Origin of the sequence: Morganella morganii H1r, assembly GCF_000633515.1 — a bacterium.
Lineage (GTDB): Bacteria > Pseudomonadota > Gammaproteobacteria > Enterobacterales > Enterobacteriaceae > Morganella > Morganella morganii_B.
Genome location: NZ_AYMP01000026.1, coordinates 110,575 through 129,602 on the forward strand (window position 1 = coordinate 110,575; position 19,028 = coordinate 129,602).

At 52.2% G+C, this 19,028-nt stretch carries 16 protein-coding genes; 9 read left to right on the forward strand and 7 right to left on the reverse strand.

Going from position 1 to position 19,028, the window contains the following annotated elements; genetic code table 11:
• Positions 1–145 precede the first annotated feature (145 nt).
• Positions 146–2,389 carry a colicin-like bacteriocin tRNase domain-containing protein gene (locus U868_RS26000; RefSeq protein ID WP_275886626.1) on the forward strand — a complete coding sequence of 748 codons (2,244 nt, stop codon included), beginning with the start codon at positions 146–148 and terminating at the stop codon, positions 2,387–2,389.
• Between the two features lie 8 nt (positions 2,390–2,397).
• Positions 2,398–2,688 (forward strand): hypothetical protein, encoded by a 291-nt coding sequence (locus U868_RS0116235; RefSeq protein WP_025154209.1) that lies wholly within the window; start codon positions 2,398–2,400, stop codon positions 2,686–2,688.
• A gap of 186 nt (positions 2,689–2,874) precedes the next feature.
• Here the strand turns inward: U868_RS0116235 and lsrG are convergent, their stop codons facing one another.
• From lsrG to lsrA, 6 genes are all read right to left on the reverse strand, one after another.
• Positions 2,875–3,174 carry a (4S)-4-hydroxy-5-phosphonooxypentane-2,3-dione isomerase gene (lsrG, locus tag U868_RS0116240; protein ID WP_025154210.1) on the reverse strand — a complete coding sequence of 100 codons (300 nt, stop codon included), beginning with the start codon at positions 3,172–3,174 and terminating at the stop codon, positions 2,875–2,877.
• Positions 3,175–3,177: 3 nt separating this feature from the next.
• Positions 3,178–4,059: a 3-hydroxy-5-phosphonooxypentane-2,4-dione thiolase gene (gene lsrF / locus U868_RS0116245; protein WP_025154211.1), complete on the reverse strand. Its 882-nt coding sequence runs from the start codon at positions 4,057–4,059 to the stop codon at positions 3,178–3,180.
• A 66-nt stretch (positions 4,060–4,125) separates the two neighbouring features.
• Positions 4,126–5,142 carry an autoinducer 2 ABC transporter substrate-binding protein LsrB gene (gene lsrB, locus U868_RS0116250; RefSeq protein ID WP_015422696.1) on the reverse strand — a complete coding sequence of 339 codons (1,017 nt, stop codon included), beginning with the start codon at positions 5,140–5,142 and terminating at the stop codon, positions 4,126–4,128.
• A gap of 41 nt (positions 5,143–5,183) precedes the next feature.
• Entirely contained in the window at positions 5,184–6,188 is a 1,005-nt protein-coding gene (gene lsrD / locus U868_RS0116255) for an autoinducer 2 ABC transporter permease LsrD (RefSeq protein WP_025154212.1), read from the reverse strand.
• Complete coding sequence (lsrC, locus tag U868_RS0116260; RefSeq protein WP_004237497.1) at positions 6,185–7,189, reverse strand: autoinducer 2 ABC transporter permease LsrC; 1,005 nt, start codon at positions 7,187–7,189, stop codon at positions 6,185–6,187. The genes lsrD and lsrC overlap by 4 nt, the downstream gene beginning before the upstream one ends.
• Positions 7,183–8,745 (reverse strand): autoinducer 2 ABC transporter ATP-binding protein LsrA, encoded by a 1,563-nt coding sequence (gene lsrA, locus U868_RS0116265; RefSeq protein WP_025154213.1) that lies wholly within the window; start codon positions 8,743–8,745, stop codon positions 7,183–7,185. The genes lsrC and lsrA overlap by 7 nt, the downstream gene beginning before the upstream one ends.
• A 309-nt stretch (positions 8,746–9,054) precedes the next feature.
• Between lsrA and lsrR the strand changes: the two genes are divergently transcribed.
• Together lsrR and lsrK are read left to right on the forward strand one after the other, a co-directional pair.
• A complete protein-coding gene (lsrR, locus tag U868_RS0116270) occupies positions 9,055–10,005 on the forward strand; it encodes a transcriptional regulator LsrR (protein ID WP_051583075.1) in 951 nt (316 codons plus the stop codon).
• Positions 10,006–10,090: 85 nt separating this feature from the next.
• Positions 10,091–11,686 carry an autoinducer-2 kinase gene (gene lsrK / locus U868_RS0116275; protein WP_004237500.1) on the forward strand — a complete coding sequence of 532 codons (1,596 nt, stop codon included), beginning with the start codon at positions 10,091–10,093 and terminating at the stop codon, positions 11,684–11,686.
• A 192-nt stretch (positions 11,687–11,878) separates the two neighbouring features.
• Here lsrK and U868_RS0116280 read toward each other — a convergent pair whose 3' ends face one another.
• Positions 11,879–12,223 (reverse strand): RidA family protein, encoded by a 345-nt coding sequence (locus U868_RS0116280; protein WP_004237501.1) that lies wholly within the window; start codon positions 12,221–12,223, stop codon positions 11,879–11,881.
• Positions 12,224–12,323: 100 nt separating this feature from the next.
• Between U868_RS0116280 and U868_RS0116285 the strand changes: the two genes are divergently transcribed.
• The 5 genes from U868_RS0116285 (at position 12,324) to rnd (ending at position 18,999) form a co-directional block, all read left to right on the forward strand.
• Complete coding sequence (locus U868_RS0116285; protein WP_025154215.1) at positions 12,324–14,249, forward strand: ATP-dependent DNA helicase; 1,926 nt, start codon at positions 12,324–12,326, stop codon at positions 14,247–14,249.
• An 84-nt stretch (positions 14,250–14,333) separates the two neighbouring features.
• Entirely contained in the window at positions 14,334–15,035 is a 702-nt protein-coding gene (tsaB, locus tag U868_RS0116290; RefSeq protein ID WP_025154216.1) for a tRNA (adenosine(37)-N6)-threonylcarbamoyltransferase complex dimerization subunit type 1 TsaB, read from the forward strand.
• Positions 15,036–15,120: 85 nt separating this feature from the next.
• Positions 15,121–15,711 carry a Slp family lipoprotein gene (locus U868_RS0116295; RefSeq protein WP_036411987.1) on the forward strand — a complete coding sequence of 197 codons (591 nt, stop codon included), beginning with the start codon at positions 15,121–15,123 and terminating at the stop codon, positions 15,709–15,711.
• 304 nt (positions 15,712–16,015) lie between these two features.
• A complete protein-coding gene (gene fadD / locus U868_RS0116300) occupies positions 16,016–17,707 on the forward strand; it encodes a long-chain-fatty-acid--CoA ligase FadD (RefSeq protein WP_025154218.1) in 1,692 nt (563 codons plus the stop codon).
• A gap of 146 nt (positions 17,708–17,853) precedes the next feature.
• Positions 17,854–18,999: a ribonuclease D gene (gene rnd, locus U868_RS0116305; protein ID WP_025154219.1), complete on the forward strand. Its 1,146-nt coding sequence runs from the start codon at positions 17,854–17,856 to the stop codon at positions 18,997–18,999.
• The last annotated feature ends 29 nt before the right edge of the window (positions 19,000–19,028 follow it).

Below are 19,028 nucleotides of genomic sequence, written 5' to 3' on the forward strand. Positions count from 1 at the left end.
TACACCATACGGAGATATTTATCATTATGACTCCGGCAGGTTCGGTGGCAGAAGAACCGGAGGAGACCCATTCTCTGATTTTCCTCCGATATCGTATTCCCCGGATATTTACCCATTCCCGGGGAACTCAATTGATTTAGGAGAAATAACAGTAAATTCAGATTATCCGGATACGGAGTCAACGGGAGAAGATACTCTGTATACGGATGAGCCTTATTTGCATACGGCACACGCTGGTCTTGCAGTATTAATGTATCCGCAGCAAAATACCCTGAAATTTATTCTTGATATGCGTAATATCTCCGCTATTGTTGCACCAATAAAAACCTATTTATTACTGGCATTAGAAACTGTTCTTCCGATTGCGGGCAGGGTACTGGGAATTGCCGGAATATTAATGCCGTCATCAATCGCAAAAGAGCCTTTGGTTATATACTATCATGATAATAGCTATGGAGAGGGTGATGATGATCCTTACATTCTGACCACACTACCGGCAACTCTTGTCACCGGTACTTCATCAGAAATTTTCGCAGGGGAAAAATCGGTACCGGCAGACGTTATTGTATCCCTGGCCATCAATGAGCAGGAAGGGAAGCATACTACAGTAATTACACCGGTAAAAGATAAAATAATTCCAGTTATTAAAGCAGAGAAAACGGATATTCCCGGCGTGTATGATGTCAATATAATTCCGGATGCATCCCCTGTTCGAATAACGGTTATAAATAATGAAAAAAGTATTATTGTCAAACCGGAACAGGTTAATCTTACCCCTCCGGTGAAACATTTTATTCCGGCAAGTCCGGAGATTAAGACACACCACGCCATTATTGATTTTTCTGGTGAACATGAACCTGTTTATCTGTTCCTGTCACAATTACCATTATTTGAAGATATTGAATCTGAAAATACCATCCGACTCTGGCAGGAACAATTTCCGGTTGAAGCGGCACGGATAGCATATCAATCAGCAGAAACTGAACTGAATAACACCACGGAATTACGAAGAAAAGCCATATCGGATCGCAAAAACCACCGGGGAATTGACCTGGGAACTTATATGAAAAAGCTGGCATATTATCGGAGAGCAGCTTCGCATTCCGGATATTTGGAAAGAAAATATGCAGAGCAAATTCAGCAGGATATTGACAGACATTTTGATGTTATCAACCGGCATAAAATCGCAGAACGTAATTTTATACGGGCAGAGATACAAAAGAACAGGGCTGAACGCCATTTGGCAATGATTGTTGCCGGGCCGGACTGGTTGCACCGCATCCGTTATTTCGAAAAGAGACTGATATCACTGACTGAAAACCAGGATACTTTTCTGATTGACGGAAATAAAACTGGGCAACTTCAGATTTCTGTGAAAGGCAGCGGAATTATCCCGCAACAAAATGAAGAGAAGCCTTTATTCCATGATTATCTGACGGGCAAAAAACCGGACAGGAATGATTCAGAGGATAGTGCTGCGGAGTATCATTCCGCCGTAATAATGCGGACGACCAGTATTGCAGGGCAAATGGCGGTAGTCGTTCCTGCCGGTAATATAAGAATATCGGATGGTTTTGCCGAAAGAAATTGTCGTGGCCTATGGATTCGTGACAAAAATACCGAAAAATTGGTGGTCGTTTTTGATGTTCGCCGGTATCATCGCGGAAAAATTCCGGTTATTAACGCAGTAAAAGATAGTATTACCGGTGTATATAAAGCGTCTCTGCCATCTTCCGCGACTATTCTGATCAACCCCGTTAATCCGCCAATACCGCCCGGATTTCCGGGGGGAATATCCATTCCTGAGCTGAAATTTCCTTTCCATACAGGAACATCGGCGGAAATACCTGTAACACCGATGAATACCGGTTTCCCGTTGCCGGATGATATATCCTTCACGGATTTTATTCTGGTATTCCCTGATGGCAGCGGGCTGAAACCTGTATATATTATGCTCAGCAGCCCTTATGGTGAAACCAATGCCAAAGGTAAATTCAGCGGACGTGACTACCATACTGAGCGGGCTGGCGGACCGATTGAAGTACTTGACTGGCGGATTGCGGTAATAGACCGTGAGGGCGTAGACAAGGTAAGATTACACATCAGCCGTTTTGGAAGTAGTGCTGATAATGACATTATGCTTGAACGGCTGGAATATATTCTTACCGGAATGCTTCCGGAGACTGATACAGATAAACGGTTTTATACTCATGAAATCCGTGAGCTGGAGCGTTACCGGAATCTGGGCATAAAAGACGGAGTACGACCTGAGAATGGAGGGGAGGTTTGGAATAATACACATACGGCTACATTGGAAGATTATCAATTGAGCTCGGATGATACATTACTGTATACAGCAGAGGCGCTATTTTCAACATATGATGATTGAGGTGTAAGGTGATTGATTACAATGAAATGGTAAAAAATGAATCGATGGAAGATGTCATCCTGTTTCTGGTTGCCAGACGTGAAAGCGGTCTTATTTACCCGGCAATAGACCGTTTTTTTTATCGTCATAATGGGCCGGATAAATATGAGTCGTGTAATATTATGATTCTCCGCGAAACACACAGACTTCTGAATGAAGAAAAAATAATGTGCGGAGGAGAGAAAGGCGGCCTTTATATGAAAGGACCCAAATGGGTCAAGCCTGGTTTTATGTCAGAAGGGAAATATGAGATAGATTAAAAAACATATATGTATTATTTTTGAATGCAATTGTGAGCATGCGTATTATATTTTATTAATCCGATTTTCCGGAGAAGATAAAAGAAAATAAGATAAATAATCATCCATAATAATGAAATAATGAATAATCAATACAAAAAAGTGACCGCCATTATGCGGTCACTTAACAGATCAAACAAGATATGCTTATTTCACTTCCGGCATCAGCCCGATAAAGACTGTTTTCTTACGCGGGCCGGTCATCAGGTCTTCCAGCTTTTCCACACACTGTAAATAGTGCGCGGTTTTCTTATGTGCCGCCACGGCCGCATCATCGGCATAGGCTTCATAGATATAAAAGCGGGTTTCCACTTCCGGATCCTGTAACACATCAAAACGCAGGTTACCGGGCTCTTTTACTGATCCCAGATGGTTTTCACGGAAAACGGCAATAAACTCGTCCACTTTGCCGGGTTTCACATTAATTTCCACTAATGTTACGTTCAAAATTTACCCCTTGTTCTTTTCGCTCAGGAACAGCTGATAAGCCTGTGCTGCACTTTCACCGCCATGCACAACGGCACGGATCGCTTTCATCATGGCAACCGGGTCTTCGGACTGGAAGATATTCCGGCCCATATCCACCCCGGATGCGCCCTGGTCAATAGCGCGGAAACACATATCGAGTGCTTCGTTTTCCGGCAGTTTTTTACCGCCCGCAATAACAATCGGCACCGGACAACCGGCGGTGATACGCTCAAAACCTTCCTCAACAAAGTAGGTTTTGATGATATTGGCACCCATTTCCGCAGCAATACGGCTGGCGAGCGAAAAATAACGCTGATCACGCGCCATATCTTTACCCACCCCGGTCACTGCCATTACCGGCATACCGACACGCATGCCCGCATCCACCATACTGATGATGTTTTTGATGGACTGATGTTCATGTTCGGTACCGATATAGACCTGGGCCGCAACCGCCGCCACATTCAGGCGAACCGCATCATCCATTGCTACCGCAACCGCTTCGTTGGAGAGTTCGGTCAGGATGGAGTTAGCGCCGGATGCCCGCAGCACCACCGGTTTGTTGGTCGCGACCGGCACCTGTGCGCGCAGTATTCCGCGCGTACACATCAGGACATCGGTATGTTCAAAGAGCGGGGCGATATTAATGTCAATCCGCTCAAGGCCGGTGGTCGGCCCCTGGAAATAGCCGTGGTCAAAAGCCAGCATGACCGTTTTATTGTCCTGCGGATTAAAAATACGGGCCAGACGCGATTGCATCCCCCAGTCCAGCGAACCGCAGCCTTTGAGGGTATAAAGGGTGTTTTTTTGCGGCGTATTAAGCCCGAAGTCTTTGCCGTCACGGATATCATCTAAATCAGCCATGGAATTCTCCCCTGGTTAAACTGACGCGGAGGGTGTCCGCGTCATTTGGTTAAATCAGCAACTACATCAGAAATCATAGTTGTTAATGTTCTCTTTGGTGAAGATCACGCGCTCAGGCAGTACCACAATCCCGTTGCCTTTTGCTTCGTAGTCATAGCCCTGAACACTGTTCGGGGAGACTTCAACTTCACCGACACCGGCGACAGTGATCTTATCGCCGACATTCAGCTCGCCTTTCTTCATCAGTGCATCAGCCACGGCGACAGAAATCTCGCCCTGTTTGACCACATCCCATAACGCGAACTGGTTAACGGTGCCGCGCTCCACATACGGGCGCATCACGTTCGGGGTACTGAACCCGACAACCGCCACATCGTTGCGTTTCAGATTCTCTTTGGCCTGAGCCGCAGCCGGCAGGGCGTTGGCATCCGGCGCGATAATCACATCCAGGTCACTCCAGGCATTAAGAATACCTTCGGCAGTCTGTAAGGATTTGGTGGCATCGTTATAACCATACTGGGTGGTAACGACTTCCCAGCCCGGATGCTCGGCTTCAATTTTTGCTTTCGCTTCTTTGACCCACTGGTTCTGGTCAGTGACGGTCGGGCTGGAATAGAAGAAGGCGACTTTAGCTTTCTCTTTCTTCACCTGATCCGCTGCCATATCCACCAGGATGCCGCCGAGCTGTTTCGGTGTGCCCTGGTCGATATAAATGGAGCGGCATTCCGGGTTGGTGTCGGAATCCCAGGTCAGTACTTTTACACCGCGCTGCATGGCGCGTTTCAGGGACGGACATAACCCGTCCGGCGAAACGGCGGAGACAATAATCGCGTCATAACCGCGGTTAACGAAGTTGTTGATAAGCTGTACCTGACCGGACACACTCGGCTCGGTCGGGCCGTCGTAGGTGACATCGATACCGAGTTTTTTCCCGGCTTCCACAGCACCCTGGCCGCCGCTGGTAAAGAAGCCGACACCGACAAGTTTAGGAATAAAGGCGACTTTTTCTGCTGCATTCGCCCAGGAAACACATGCGAGACTTAATGCAGTGGCGAGCGCCAGTTTTTTCATGATGGGTTTCATGGTTTTCTCCATTTCGTCAAATCTGTGATAACAAACGTGTTTTACTCTGATACGAATTGCCTGTTGCGTTTACGCGCCCACCAGCCAAGGATGTGATGTCGGTGTAAAGAAACGGAACGACCAACAACGGCAACAATAAGCAGCGCACCCGAAAGTGCACTGGAGACCTGATTTGGTACGCCGATCATCTGCAATCCCTGCTGTAAAAAGCCGATCAGCAAAACAGCCAGCGCAGTGCCTAAGACAGAGCCGGAACCGCCGTAAATATTGGCACCACCCAGAACAACAGCGGTGATCGCAGGCATCAGGAAAGACGCACCGAGATCTGCGCGGGCAGAGCCGAAATAGGACACTAAAATGACAGAGGCGAGTGCGGCACTGACACCGACCATCGCATACAGCAGACAAATAGTGCGTGTCACCGGGAAAGCACTGTAGCGTGCGACACGGGCATTCTGGCCGATTAAAAAGACATTACGGCCCGGATGGGTACGGTGCAGATAAAACCAGAACACCAGCACACACAGGACAAAAATGATCAGCGGCAGCGGAATGCCGAGTAAATCAAGGTTAGCAAAATCAGTGAAGGCCGCCGGGAAGCCGCCGATCCCCTCAAAGCCGGTCGCACCGGATAATCCGGAGAGCAGCAGGGCACAGCCGCCGAACAGATACATGGTGCCGAGTGTAATCACCAGCGGGTTAACACCGGTAAACAGGATCAGCAGGGCGTTAATCAGGCCGCACAGTGCGCCGGTCAGCAGAGTCAGCGGAATAGCAGCAATCATCGGCACACCGGCCTGATTGAGGATCCCGAGCACAATGGCGGTCAGCCCGATGGTGGAGCCGAAGGAGATATCCATCCCGCCGCTGACAATCACCAGCGTCAGCGGCAGCGCTACCAGACCGATGCAGATAAAGTCACTGGTACTGAACAGCAGCACATTGACATCCAGCAGGCGCGGGTTACCCATACCGAATAACAGGATTTCGAGGATAATCAGCAGCGCCAGGGCAATTTCCCAGCCGTAACGTTTGGTGATGCTCATTTTTTCGCCTCCTGCGGTGCGGAAGGATTAAGGAACCGGGCATAGCGCTGGGCGCGGAGGTTTTTCTCCAGCGCCACACGCAGACGGCCGTCAAAGACCAGAACCGCGAGTAAAACAAACCCGGCGATAAAGTCATTCCACCAGGCCGGCAGTCTGAGCAGCACCAGCACACTGTCAATCTGGGTCATAAAATAGGCACCGAGGATAGCACCGACGATGGTACCGGTGCCGCCGAGCAGGCTGATCCCGCCCAGCACACAGGCAGCAATAGCTTTCATTTCCAGGCCGTTACCGGTCTGATTCGGGATAAAACCGATTTGTGAGGCAAACACAATCCCGGCGAGTGCCGCCATCATGCCGTTTACCGAGAAGGCAATGATGCGGGTGCGATCAACCGGCACACCTAACTGACGCGCGCCCTGTAAGTTATCGCCGGTGGCGTAGAAACCGCGTCCGGCAGTGGTGCGGGACAGGAACAGGGTCATCAGAATAATCAGCAGGATAATAAACCAGCCGATTGGCGACAGCCCGAGGAAGACCGGTTTTGACAGGTCTTTCAGTTCCGCCGGTAAACCTTCAATCCATTTCCCGCCGGTGAGCAGCAGCATAATACCGCGGTACAGCCCGAGCGTGCCGAGGGTGGCAACAATGGCGGGGATCCGCAGCCAGGTGACCAGGATGCCGTTGAAAAATCCGGCCAGCAGACCGGCGGCGACAGTCAGCAGAATCGCCACCGTCAGCGGCAGCCCTGCATTCAGCGCGATACCGACAATCACTGCACACAGCCCGGTGGTGGATCCGACAGACACATCAATATTGCGGGTCAGCATCACCAGAGTGGCACCGATGGCCAGCAGCATCTGGATTTGTGCACTGCCGAAAATCATGGTGACGGTTTGCAGACTGAAGTAACGGGTTTCCATACCGCCGAGCAGGACAAACAGGCAGAGAATAGCCAGCAGTGCGGTGACTTCACGGTTGTTCTGGATATATTTCAGCATGATGCGGCCTCCTGTAACGGGCTGCTTTCTGTTTCTGTCTGCGGACGGTGCTCGCCGAACGCCATATGCATAATGGTGTCGGTATTCAGCTCGTTGTGCTGCAATTCCCCGGAAAACTCACCCTGATGCATCACCAGCACGCGGTCAGCCAGTGCCACCACTTCATCGAGGTCAGAGGAGATCAGTAAAATCGCCACATTCTGTTGCGCGATACTTTGTATCAGCTGATAAATGTCATTACGGGCGCCGACATCCACGCCGCGTGTCGGCTCATCAATAATCAGCAGTGACGGATTGGCTTCGAGGCACTTGGCGATCAGGATTTTTTGCTGATTACCGCCGGACAGCGTACGTACCGTCTGTTGACCGTCACTGAATTTGATATTGAGGGCGCGGCGGTAGCGCTCGAGTAATGCATCATCCCGCGAGCGGTTGACCAGCAGCCTCTGGTGGTTATGCACCAGCGCACCGATATTCCAGGTGAGCGGGGCATCAAGGAAAAGTCCGGAGGCCTGACGGTCTTCAGGCAGACAGACCAGCCCCCGGATGAGGCGTTTTTCACTGCTGACACCGCGCAGATTGTCACCATTGAGGAAAACCTCTCCGGCGATCAGCGGGCGCAGCCCGTACAATGTTTCTGCGAGTTCGGTCCGGCCGGCGCCGACGACACCGGCCAGCCCGACCACTTCCCCCGGGTTGACAACAAAACTGATGTTACGGAATCCTTCGCCGCACGCATTACGGACATCCAGCACCGGCGTATCATCCTGCGGACTGTTACGGGTGGCGGACAGATCCAGCCAGAGCTTCTGCGTCTCTGACAGCGGCTTTTTCTTCGCTTCAGGTGTGATGGCCTGAATGATTTCATCAGTGGAAAACTGTTTTGCCGGACCGGCCAGCGCGATGTTACCGTCGCGCATCACACTCAGGTAATCGGCAATGGCATGTATTTCCGGCAGTTTATGCGAAATAAAGACAATCCCGACACCCTGCTGCTGTAATTCCCGCACCCGCTCAAACAGGCGTTCGGTTTCGGCGGGGGTCAGCGACGCGGTCGGTTCATCAAGAATAAGGATGCGGGAATCACGCATCAGCCCGCGCATGATCTCCACCAGCTGCTGATCCGCCACATTCAGGCTGCCCGCCCGCGCACTGAGATCAAAATTGCAGCGCAGTGATGTCAGCATCTGCTGTAATTTGGCTTTGCCTGCCTGATGTTTCGGCAGACGGAACAGAATGTTTTCCTGTACAGACAGATTCGGGAACAGCAGCGGCTCCTGCGGAACCAGATACAGCCCCAGCTGATGGGCTTTCGCCGGGGTCAGGTGCGATATCTCCTGACCTTCCAGCATCAGGGTGCCGGCGTCCGGCTGTTCAATCCCTGCAATAATTTTCATCAGCGTGGATTTTCCCGCGCCGTTGCCGCCCAGCAGCGCATGAACCTGTCCCGGCAACAGTGTGAAATCGATGTGTTTAAGGACAACCACACCGGAGAACTGTTTGGCTATTCCGCGGGCGGTGAGCAGCGGCTGAATCGGGTGTTGCTTCTCTGACATAACGGCACCTCTGGTGTTATGGGTATTGCTGCCGGATGTTATGTGATTAAGAAAACATCAATAAAATGAACATTTATAATTTATAAACACATTTGTTCATAAATGTAAGCCATAAAAATCAAATAAGACAATATTTCGGCCATATTTTGTGAAAAAATCAGATCTGCGTTAGAATTTGTTCAAAATTTTGGCCTGCACCTCTGGCAGATTTCTGTAAAAGGTGCTTATCTGTAAAAACGGAAAACAAAAGTTCACATGACAACAGTTTCAAAAAACACGAAAGCAGCCCCGGTAAGCTCCGTTTCTTCGATGGACTATGACGCCTCAGGACTTAGTATGAATGAAGAAGAGTTATTGGCCCGTATTGCCTGGTTTTATTACCACGATGGTCTCACGCAGGGAGATATCGGGGATCTGCTCGGTCTGACACGGCTGAAAGTTTCGCGTTTGCTCGAAAAAGGACGTCAGTCCGGCGTCATCCGGGTGCAGATAAACTCCCGGTTTGAAGGCTGTCTTGAACTTGAAGATATTCTGAAAAAAAGATTTTCGTTAAAACAAATTCGCATTCTCCCGGCACTGAACGGCCCGGAGATCCACACCCGTCTCGGCGTGGCCGGTGCACATCTGCTGATGTCACAGCTTTCGCCCGGCCAGTTGCTGGCAGTCGGGTTCGGGGAGGCAGCAATGGCGACATTGCAGCATCTGAGCGGGTTTGTCTCTTCGCAGCAGATCCGCCTGGTGACGCTTTCCGGCGGTGTCGGGCAGTACATGACCGGTATCGGTCAGCTTGATGCAAACTGCCCGGTCAGCATTATTCCGGCACCATTACGGGCATCAAGTGCCGCAGTGGCGGCGACATTCCGTCAGGAACGCAGCGTGCAGGATGTGCTTATGGCGGCCAGCGCAGCGGATATCGCGGTTGTCGGCCTGGGGGCGGTGAATCAGAAACAGGATGCCACCATTATGCGTTCCGGTTATATCAGCAGCGGCGAACAGCTGATGCTGGCACGGCGCGGGGCGGTCGGGGATATCCTCGGTTACTTTATCGGGCGCGAAGGGGAACTGACGGAAGACGTGGAGATGCACCGCGAACTTATCGGCATCACCCCCGCAGAACTGAAAAATATTCCGACGGTGGTCGGGGTGGCGGGCGGTGAGGAAAAAGCCGAGGTGATTGTGGCGGCACTGCTGGGGGGCTATATCAACTCCCTGGTGACTGACGAGCAGACGGCGCGGGTAATGCTGACATTATTAACCTGATGCACTGACTGTCCCGCAGACGAAAATCACGCTGTATTTCATGGTGTAACGGTATCAGTCCAATTGAATTTGTGAGGATGGCGACATGAATCAGATTACGGGCAGCGGCTCATCAGAAAAATACCTGATGGCGCTGGATGCGGGAACAGGCAGTATCAGAGCCGTTATTTTTGATCTTCACGGCAATCAGGTGGCGGTCGGACAGGCGGAGTGGCGTCACAATGAGCTGCCGGATGTACCGGGCTCGATGGAGTTTGATCTGCCGGTGAACTGGCAGCTGGCGTGTCACTGTATTGCGCTGGCGCTGAAAAATGCCGGTTTACCCGCTTCAGCGATTGCCGGGGTGGCAGCCTGCTCGATGCGTGAAGGCATTGTGCTGTATGACCGCAACGGCGAACCGATCTGGGCCTGTGCCAACGTGGATGCGCGCTCAAGCCATGAAGTCAGTGAATTAAAAGAACTGTACGATAACACCTTTGAATATGATGTTTATCAGTGCTCCGGCCAGACCTTAGCCCTCGGCGCTATGCCGCGTCTGCTGTGGCTGGCACATCACCGGCCTGATATCTACCGTCAGGCGGGCACTCTCACCATGATCAGCGACTGGCTGGCCTGCAAACTGACCGGTGAGCTTGCCGTCGATCCCTCCAACGCCGGCACCACCGGGATGCTGGATCTGAAAACCCGTGACTGGCGGCCGGGGCTGCTGGAAATGGCCGGGCTGCGGGCGGATATTCTCTCTCCGGTTAAAGAAACCGGTACGGTTCTGGGCTATATCACAGCGAATGCCGCGAAAGAGTCCGGTCTGGCGGAAGGCACGCCGGTGGTGATGGGCGGCGGGGATGTTCAGCTGGGTTGTCTCGGGCTGGGTGTGGTCCGGGCAGGACAAACAGCAGTTCTCGGCGGCACGTTCTGGCAGCAGGTGGTAAATTTGCCTGCACCGGTCACTGATCCGGATATGAATACCCGCATCAACCCGCATGTTATCCCGGGGATGGTACAGGCAGAATCCATCAGTTTCTTTACCGGCCTGACTATGCGCTGGTTCCGTGATGCATTTTGCGCGGAAGAAAAAATTATTGCCGAACGCCTCGGTGTGGATACATACTCATTACTGGAAGATATGGCGGCCCGTGTGCCTGCCGGCTCTCACGGTATTATGCCGATTTTCTCCGATGTGATGCGGTTTAAATCCTGGTATCACGCGGCGCCTTCCTTTATTAACCTCTCCATTGATGCGGAAAAGAGTAACAAAGCCTCGCTGTTCCGTGCACTGGAGGAGAACGCCGCGATTGTTTCCTCCCTGAACCTCGATCTGATTGCAAAATTCAGTGGTGTGAAAGCGGATTCACTGGTGTTCGCCGGTGGTGGTTCGAAAGGTAAGCTGTGGAGCCAGATCCTGGCGGATGTTACCGGTGTGCCGGTACGGGTGCCGGTTGTCAAAGAAGCCACCGCACTGGGGTGTGCGATTGCCGCCGGAGCGGGTGTCGGGTTATATGATGATATGGTGACGGCGGGTGAGCGTCTGGTGCAGTGGCAGCATGAGTATCAGCCAAACCCGGCACACCGTGAAGTTTATGATAAAGCCAAACAGAACTGGCAGAAGGTGTATGCGGATCAGCTTTCGCTGGTGGATTCCGGCCTGACGACATCGATGTGGAAGGCACCGGGGTTGAAATAAATCCTCATTTCAGTAAAAAGCAGAGATACCGTGTGTCCGGGTAAACCTGCGATGACGGGCAAAGGAAACGAAAAGCATGCGCGTCATGGATGACACGCCTGAGCGCATAGGGATGTGTTTACAGCGACTTTTCGTTTTTGCCCGTTATCAGCAGAGACACTGAATTAACAGAGATCTCTGCTTTCTCAACACTCAGACTGCCGCGATCACTTTGATTTCGACTTTATAATCCGGGTGCATCAGTGCCGCTTCCACGGTGCAGCGCACCGGCGCACTGCCTTTCGCGACCCATGCATCCCAGGCGGTATTCATACCGGCAAAATCGGCTTTGTCTGCGAGGAAAATGGTCGCATCGAGGATTTTACTTTTATCTGAACCGGCGCGGGCCAGAATTTTATCGATCGCGTGCAGGGCACTGGTGGTCTGGGCAGTAATATCGCCGCTCAGATCTTCCGGAACACTGGTGTAATAAACGGTGTTGTTGTGTACAACCGCTTCAGACCAGCGGTCTTCCGGATCAATTCGCTGAATTGTCATTCTCTCTCCTGTAAATATATCCAGTTTCTTACACGGCAAGGTGGTGCTATTGCTCAACCCTTGGCATAATTAGCGCCTATTTTGTCAGAAGAGAACACGCGTGTCAGACGATTTTGCAAAAAACGGCCGCTTAGCCCGTGTCATTCCCGGTTTTCAGCCGAGGGAAGCCCAGGTCACCATGTCGGCGGCGATCAGCCGGATAATTGAAACGCAGGGACAACTGGTGGCGGAAGCCGGGACCGGGACCGGCAAAACCTTTGCCTATCTGGTGCCCGCATTGCGTGCCGGAAAGAAAACCATTATTTCCACAGGCTCCAAAGCGTTGCAGGATCAGCTCTATAACCGCGATCTCCCCACCATTGTTCAGGCACTGGATTATGACGGCAGGGTGGCGCTGCTCAAAGGGCGCTCGAACTATCTCTGTCTGGAGCGGCTGGAGCAGCAGACTCTCGGCGATATCAATATGGAGCCGGAAACCCTCACGCAGATAGTGGCGGCGCGGCGCTGGGCAACGGCGACTGAGCTGGGAGATATCACCACCTGTCACGATATTCCGGAAGACAGCCCGGTCTGGCCGCTGATCACCAGTACCAACGATAACTGCCTCGGCAGCGACTGTCCGCAGTATAAAGAATGCTTTGTACTGAAAGCCCGGCGCAAGGCACTGGAAGCGGACGTGGTGGTGGTCAACCATCATCTGTTTATGGCGGATCGCGTGGTGAAAGACACCGGTTTCGGTGAGCTTATCCCGGAAGCGGATGTGATTATTTTCGATGAGGCGCATCAGATCCCGGATATTGCCAGTCAGTATTTCGGTCAGCAACTCAGCAGCCGTCAGTTATTTGATCTCACCCGCGATATCACATTAGCCTACCGCAGCGAGCTGCGCGACCAGGCGCAGCTGCAGAAATGTGCGGATCGCCTGACCATGAGTGTACAGGATTTCCGGCTGGCACTCGGTGATACCGGTTTTCGCGGTAATCTGCGGGAATTGCTGGCACAGCCGCAGTTTCAGCGGGCGCTCACATTGCTTGATGATGCGCTGGAACTTTGTTATGACGTAATGAAACTCTCCCTTGGCCGTTCCGCCATGCTGGATGCGGCGTTTGAACGGGCGACCCTGTACCGCAACCGGCTCAAACGGCTGAAAGATGTTTCCATCCCCGGTTACAGTTACTGGTTTGAAAGCTATGGCCGTCATTTCCTGCTGGCACTGACACCGCTGACCGTGGAAGACAAATTCCGCGAAATGATGAGCAGTCAGAAAATGGCGTGGGTATTTACATCCGCGACACTGTCGGTGAATGATGATCTGCATCATTTTACCCGCCGCCTCGGGCTGGATAACGCTGAAACCCTGATCCTGCCGAGCCCGTTTAATTATCAGGAACAGACGCTGCTCTGTGTGCCGCGTTTTCTGCCGTCCCCGAATCAGTACGGTGCGGCAAAACAGCTGGCGGAACAACTGCGTCCGCTGATCAACCATAACCGTGGCCGCTGTTTCTTTTTATGCACCTCACACCAGATGATGCGCGATCTCGCCGCCGAATTCCGCCGGTCACTGACACTGCCGGTACTGGTGCAGGGAGAAACCAGTAAAACACAGCTGCTCCGTGATTTTATCTCCTCCGGTAATGCCTTACTGGTGGCTACCGCCAGTTTCTGGGAAGGGGTGGATGTGCGGGGTGATGCACTGACCTGTGTCATCATCGACAAACTGCCGTTTACCGCACCGGATGATCCGCTGCTGAAAGCCCGCATGGAAGATTGTCAGGTACGCGGCGGTGATCCGTTCCGTGATGTTCAGATCCCGGATGCGGTGATCAGCCTTAAACAGGGGGTCGGGCGGCTTATCCGTGATACGGAGGATTACGGTGTGATTGTGATCTGCGATAACCGGATTGTCATGCGGCCTTACGGGGAAATCTTCCTGAAAAGTCTGTCGCCGTCGCCGCGGACCCGCTCACTGACCAAAGCCGCGGAATTTCTGGCAGCACGGCAGTCACAGCGCCGCACAGCGGAATAACACTGAATCAGTTTCGCAATAAAAGTCACTGTTACTATGATTTTTTTGTTACCATAAACCTTATTTATTTGCCGGAGTTATGGCATGTCCAGCCGAATTTTAGCCTTAGATACAGCAACAGAAGCCTGTTCTGTTGCACTTTACAACAATGGTGAAATCACCGCCGATTTTGCCGTCACCCCCCGCGAACACACACAGCGCATTCTGCCGATGGTGCAGGCAGTGCTGGCACAGCAGAGTCTCTCTCTCCGTGATCTTGATGCACTGGCTTTTGGTCAGGGGCCGGGCAGCTTTACCGGCGTGCGGATTGGTGTCGGCATCGCCCAGGGTCTGGCGCTGGGCGCTGAACTGCCGATGATCGGTGTCTCATCACTGGAAACCATGGCGGAAGGGGTTTTCCGTACCACCGGGCTCGCCCGTGTGCTGGTTGCCATTGATGCCCGGATGGATGAAGTGTACTGCGCAGCGTATGTCCGTGATGAGCAGGGCATCTTCCGGCAGGAACTGGCGGAAGCGGTGCTGAAACCGGCAGATTTTGTCACGCGCTGTGCCGCACTCACCGGCGAATGGGGTCTGGCCGGTACCGGCTGGGCCGCGTATCCGCAGATGCAGGAAACGCTGACCCTCAGCACACAAATGACAGAAATTACGCTGCCGCATGCACAGGATATGCTGCCGCCTGCACTGAATGCACTGAGCTGCGGGGAAACGTCTGCCCCTGAATCGGCGGAGCCGGTGTATCTGCGCAACGAAGTGACCTGGAAGAAATTACCGGGCCGGGAATAACGTAAAAAAATAGCCTGTGTCAATTGTTGAACCGGCAATCATCAGCCACAATAAATAAATACTATCCGTCACAGGAGCTCATATCATGATGAATCGCTTACGGAGCAGTCTGAAGTATGGTGTTGTGATTATATCTCTGGCGCTGACCGGCTGCGCCACAATCCCGGAGTCTATTAAAGGCAGCGGCACCACGATGCTGACGGATTTTCAGGCCGTTCAGAAAGCGCCGCAGGCCTATAAAGGAATGGAGGCGCGTTTCGGCGGGCGGGTGCTCAGCGTGCAGAATCAGCCCGATATGACACAGCTGGAAATCGCGGTGATGCCGCTTGACAGTATCGGTGCGCCATTCCTCGGTTCAACTATCACCGGCCGGATGTATGCCCGGATCAACAGCTTTATGGAGCCGGATAACTTCCGTGACCAGTATGTCACGGTCATCGGGCTGATGAACGGCACACAAGCCGGTAAGATCGGTGATGTTCCTTATACTTTCCCGGTCATTGATGTCACCGGCTTCCAGCGCTGGCACCAGGCACGGCAGGTGATTATGCCGCCGCCGGTGTACGGGCCGGATCCGTGGCGCTGGCATAACGGGTATTACGGCGGCGGCTACTATGGCGGCGGCTGGTACTATCCGCCGGGACCGGCAGTGGTGCAGGATTATTTAGTACCTTAATCGCGCGGATTGGCGGGTATAGTAACCTTAAAGTTCAGCATAGATGCGAATTTGAGTGTATAATCCCGCCCGCGACGATAAGCAGGAATGATTATCCTCAGCGTATTACAGTGAATAAATTAAGAGGCGGCATTTGCCGCCTCGATTATTATCTGGCGTTATAAAACAAATTAGTGATGTGACTCTCAACCTGAAACAGAAAAATTATCCGAAAACGCCGTTTTATGTAAATACTTTGTTTGTGTAAATAATTTGTTAATACCGGCGGGTCATGAGATGAGCAGCAATAATCAGGAGTAAAACCTTGGAAAGAGTCTGGCTTAAACACTATCCGGAAGATGTCCCGGCAGATATCAATCCTGACACCTATGCCTCAATGGCAGAGATGCTGGAGAATGCGGTATCGCGCTTTGCGGACCAGCCTGCCTTTATCAACATGGGCGAGGTGATGACCTACCGGAAACTGGAAGAGCGAAGCCGTGCATTTGCCGCGTACCTGCAAAACGGGCTGGGGCTGAAAAAAGGGGATCGCATCGCGCTGATGATGCCGAACTTACTGCAATATCCGATAGCGCTGTTCGGGATTTTACGGGCAGGGATGGTGGTGGTGAATGTCAATCCCCTTTATACACCAAGAGAGTTAGAACACCAGTTAAATGACAGCGGCTGTGCCGCGATTGTGATTGTTTCCAATTTTGCACACACTCTCGAAAAAATCGTTTATAACACACCAATCCGCCATGTGATCCTGACCCGTATGGGGGATCAGCTTTCCCGTCCGAAAGCCACGCTGGTGGATTTTGTGGTCAAATATATCAAACGTCTGGTGCCGAAATATAACCTGCCGGACGCGATTTCATTCCGCCGTGCTATCCATCAGGGTTACCGCATGCAGTATGTCAAACCGGAAATTCACTGCGAAGACCTGGCATTTCTGCAATATACCGGCGGTACCACCGGGGTGGCCAAAGGCGCCATGCTGACTCACCGTAATATGCTGGCAAACCTCGAGCAGGCGCGCGCAGCCTATATTCCGGAGCTGAAGGTCGGTAAAGAGCTGATTGTCACCGCACTGCCGCTGTATCATGTATTTGCCCTGACGGTGAATTGCCTGCTGTTTATTGAAATCGGCGGCCGTAATCTGCTTATCACTAACCCGCGTGATGTCAGCGGGACTATCAAAGAACTGGGCAAATACCCGTTCACGGCTATTACCGGGGTAAACACGCTGTTTAATGCCTGGATCAACAATCCGGAATTTCACAAACTCGATTTCTCCACTCTGAATCTCTCTGTCGGCGGCGGCATGCCGGTGCAGAAAGCGGTGGCGGAAAACTGGGAAAAACTGACCGGAAAACACCTGCTGGAAGGCTACGGACTGACCGAATGCTCACCGCTGGTCGCCGGTAACCCGCATAACCTGAAAAGCTACAGCGGCAGTATTGGTTTTCCGGTACCGTCCACGGAGATCTGTCTGCTGGATGATGACGGCGCTGAGGTGCCGGATGGTCAGCCGGGGGAAATGTGGGTTCGTGGTCCGCAGGTGATGAAAGGGTACTGGAACCGCCCGGATGCCACTGCCGAAGTGCTGAAAGATGGCTGGGTTGCCACCGGGGATATCGCACAGTTTGATGATAGCGGTTTCCTGCATATTGTTGATCGTAAGAAAGACATGATTCTGGTGTCCGGTTTCAACGTCTACCCGAATGAAGTTGAGGATGCCGTCATGCTGCATCCGGCAGTGCTGGAGTGTGCTGCTATCGGTGTGGAAAGTGACAGTTCCGGTGAAGCGGTGAAAATTTTTGTCGTCCGCAAGGATAAGTTACTGACGGAAGATGATTTGCGTCTGCATTGCCGCCGTTATCTGACCGGTTATAAGGTCCCGAAACTCATTGAGTTTCGGGATGAATTACCGAAATCCAATGTCGGTAAAATTCTGCGCCGCGAACTGCGCGAAGAGGAAAAGCACAAAACGGATGTTCAGCCGGTTGCATGACACCGTATCAGGCCGCAGAATAATAACGCCGGTAAAAACCGGCGCTTATCTGTTCTGTTATCACTATTGATTGAAATACCCTGATCTATTGAATTATTCTGTATCACATCACTTAACCACGTCGTCAAAGACTAAGAGAAGTTGTTTTGAATTATCAGTTGATTACCAGCGATACACATCTTGCCGCCTATTGTGAACAGGTTACCGGCAAACCTTATCTTGCTCTGGACACTGAATTTGTCCGGATCCGGACCTATTATCCGCATCTCGGTCTGGTTCAGCTTTATGACGGGGAGCATCTCGCACTGGTCGATCCGCTGGGGATCACTGACTGGACACCGCTGAAAACCTTACTGACTGCGCCGGAGATGATCAAATACCTTCATGCGGGCAGTGAGGATATCGAAGTCTTTTTCAACAGCATGGAATGTGTGCCGCAGCCGCTGGTGGATACCCAGGTACTGGCTGCTTTTACCGGGCATCCGCTCTCCTGCGGGTTTGCCACGCTGGTGGAAACCTATCTCGGCGTTACCCTGGATAAAAGTGAATCCAGGACTGACTGGCTGGCGCGTCCGCTGACAGAAAAACAGTGTGAATATGCAGCGGCAGATGTGTATTACCTGCTGCCGCTGGCGGAAAAGCTGACTGAAAAAGTCCGGGCGGCCGGTTACCTGGCGTCAGCGGAAGAAGAATGTGCCATGATGGCGCAGCGCCGTATTACCCAGACCGACCCGGCGGAAGCCTACCGTGATTTCAGCGGTGCCGCACAACTGCGCCCGCAGCAGCTGGCCTGTTTGCAGAAACTGGCACAATGGCGGCTGGAACAGGCGCGTCAGCGTGATATGGCTGTCAATTTTGTGGTGCGTGAAGAACATCTGTGGAAAGTGGCGCGCTATATGCCGACCTCACTGGGTGAGCTGGACGGACTGGGGCTGACAGGGCAGGAAATCCGCTGTCACGGCAGACGCCTGCTGGCGTTAACGGAAGAGATCCGTGCGCAGGATGACGCTGACTATCCGGCACCGGTGGAAAATGTGTCCGATCATCCGTTATACCGCAAAACCTTTAAGGCGATAAAAGCACGCATTACTGAGCTGAGTGAAGCGGAACAATTCAGTCCGGAGCTGCTGGCATCGCGCCGTCAGATTAACCAGTATCTGAATAAAGTGTGGGGATTCAAAAATACCCCCGAAGAGCCGGAGCTGCTGAGCGGCTGGCGCAAGCCGTTGCTGGAAACTGCACTGGCAGAGGTGGTCGCCGGTATTGAGGCTGGTGCTGTCTCCGGGGAATAAACATAAAAAAATACGGCGGGGGAACCCGC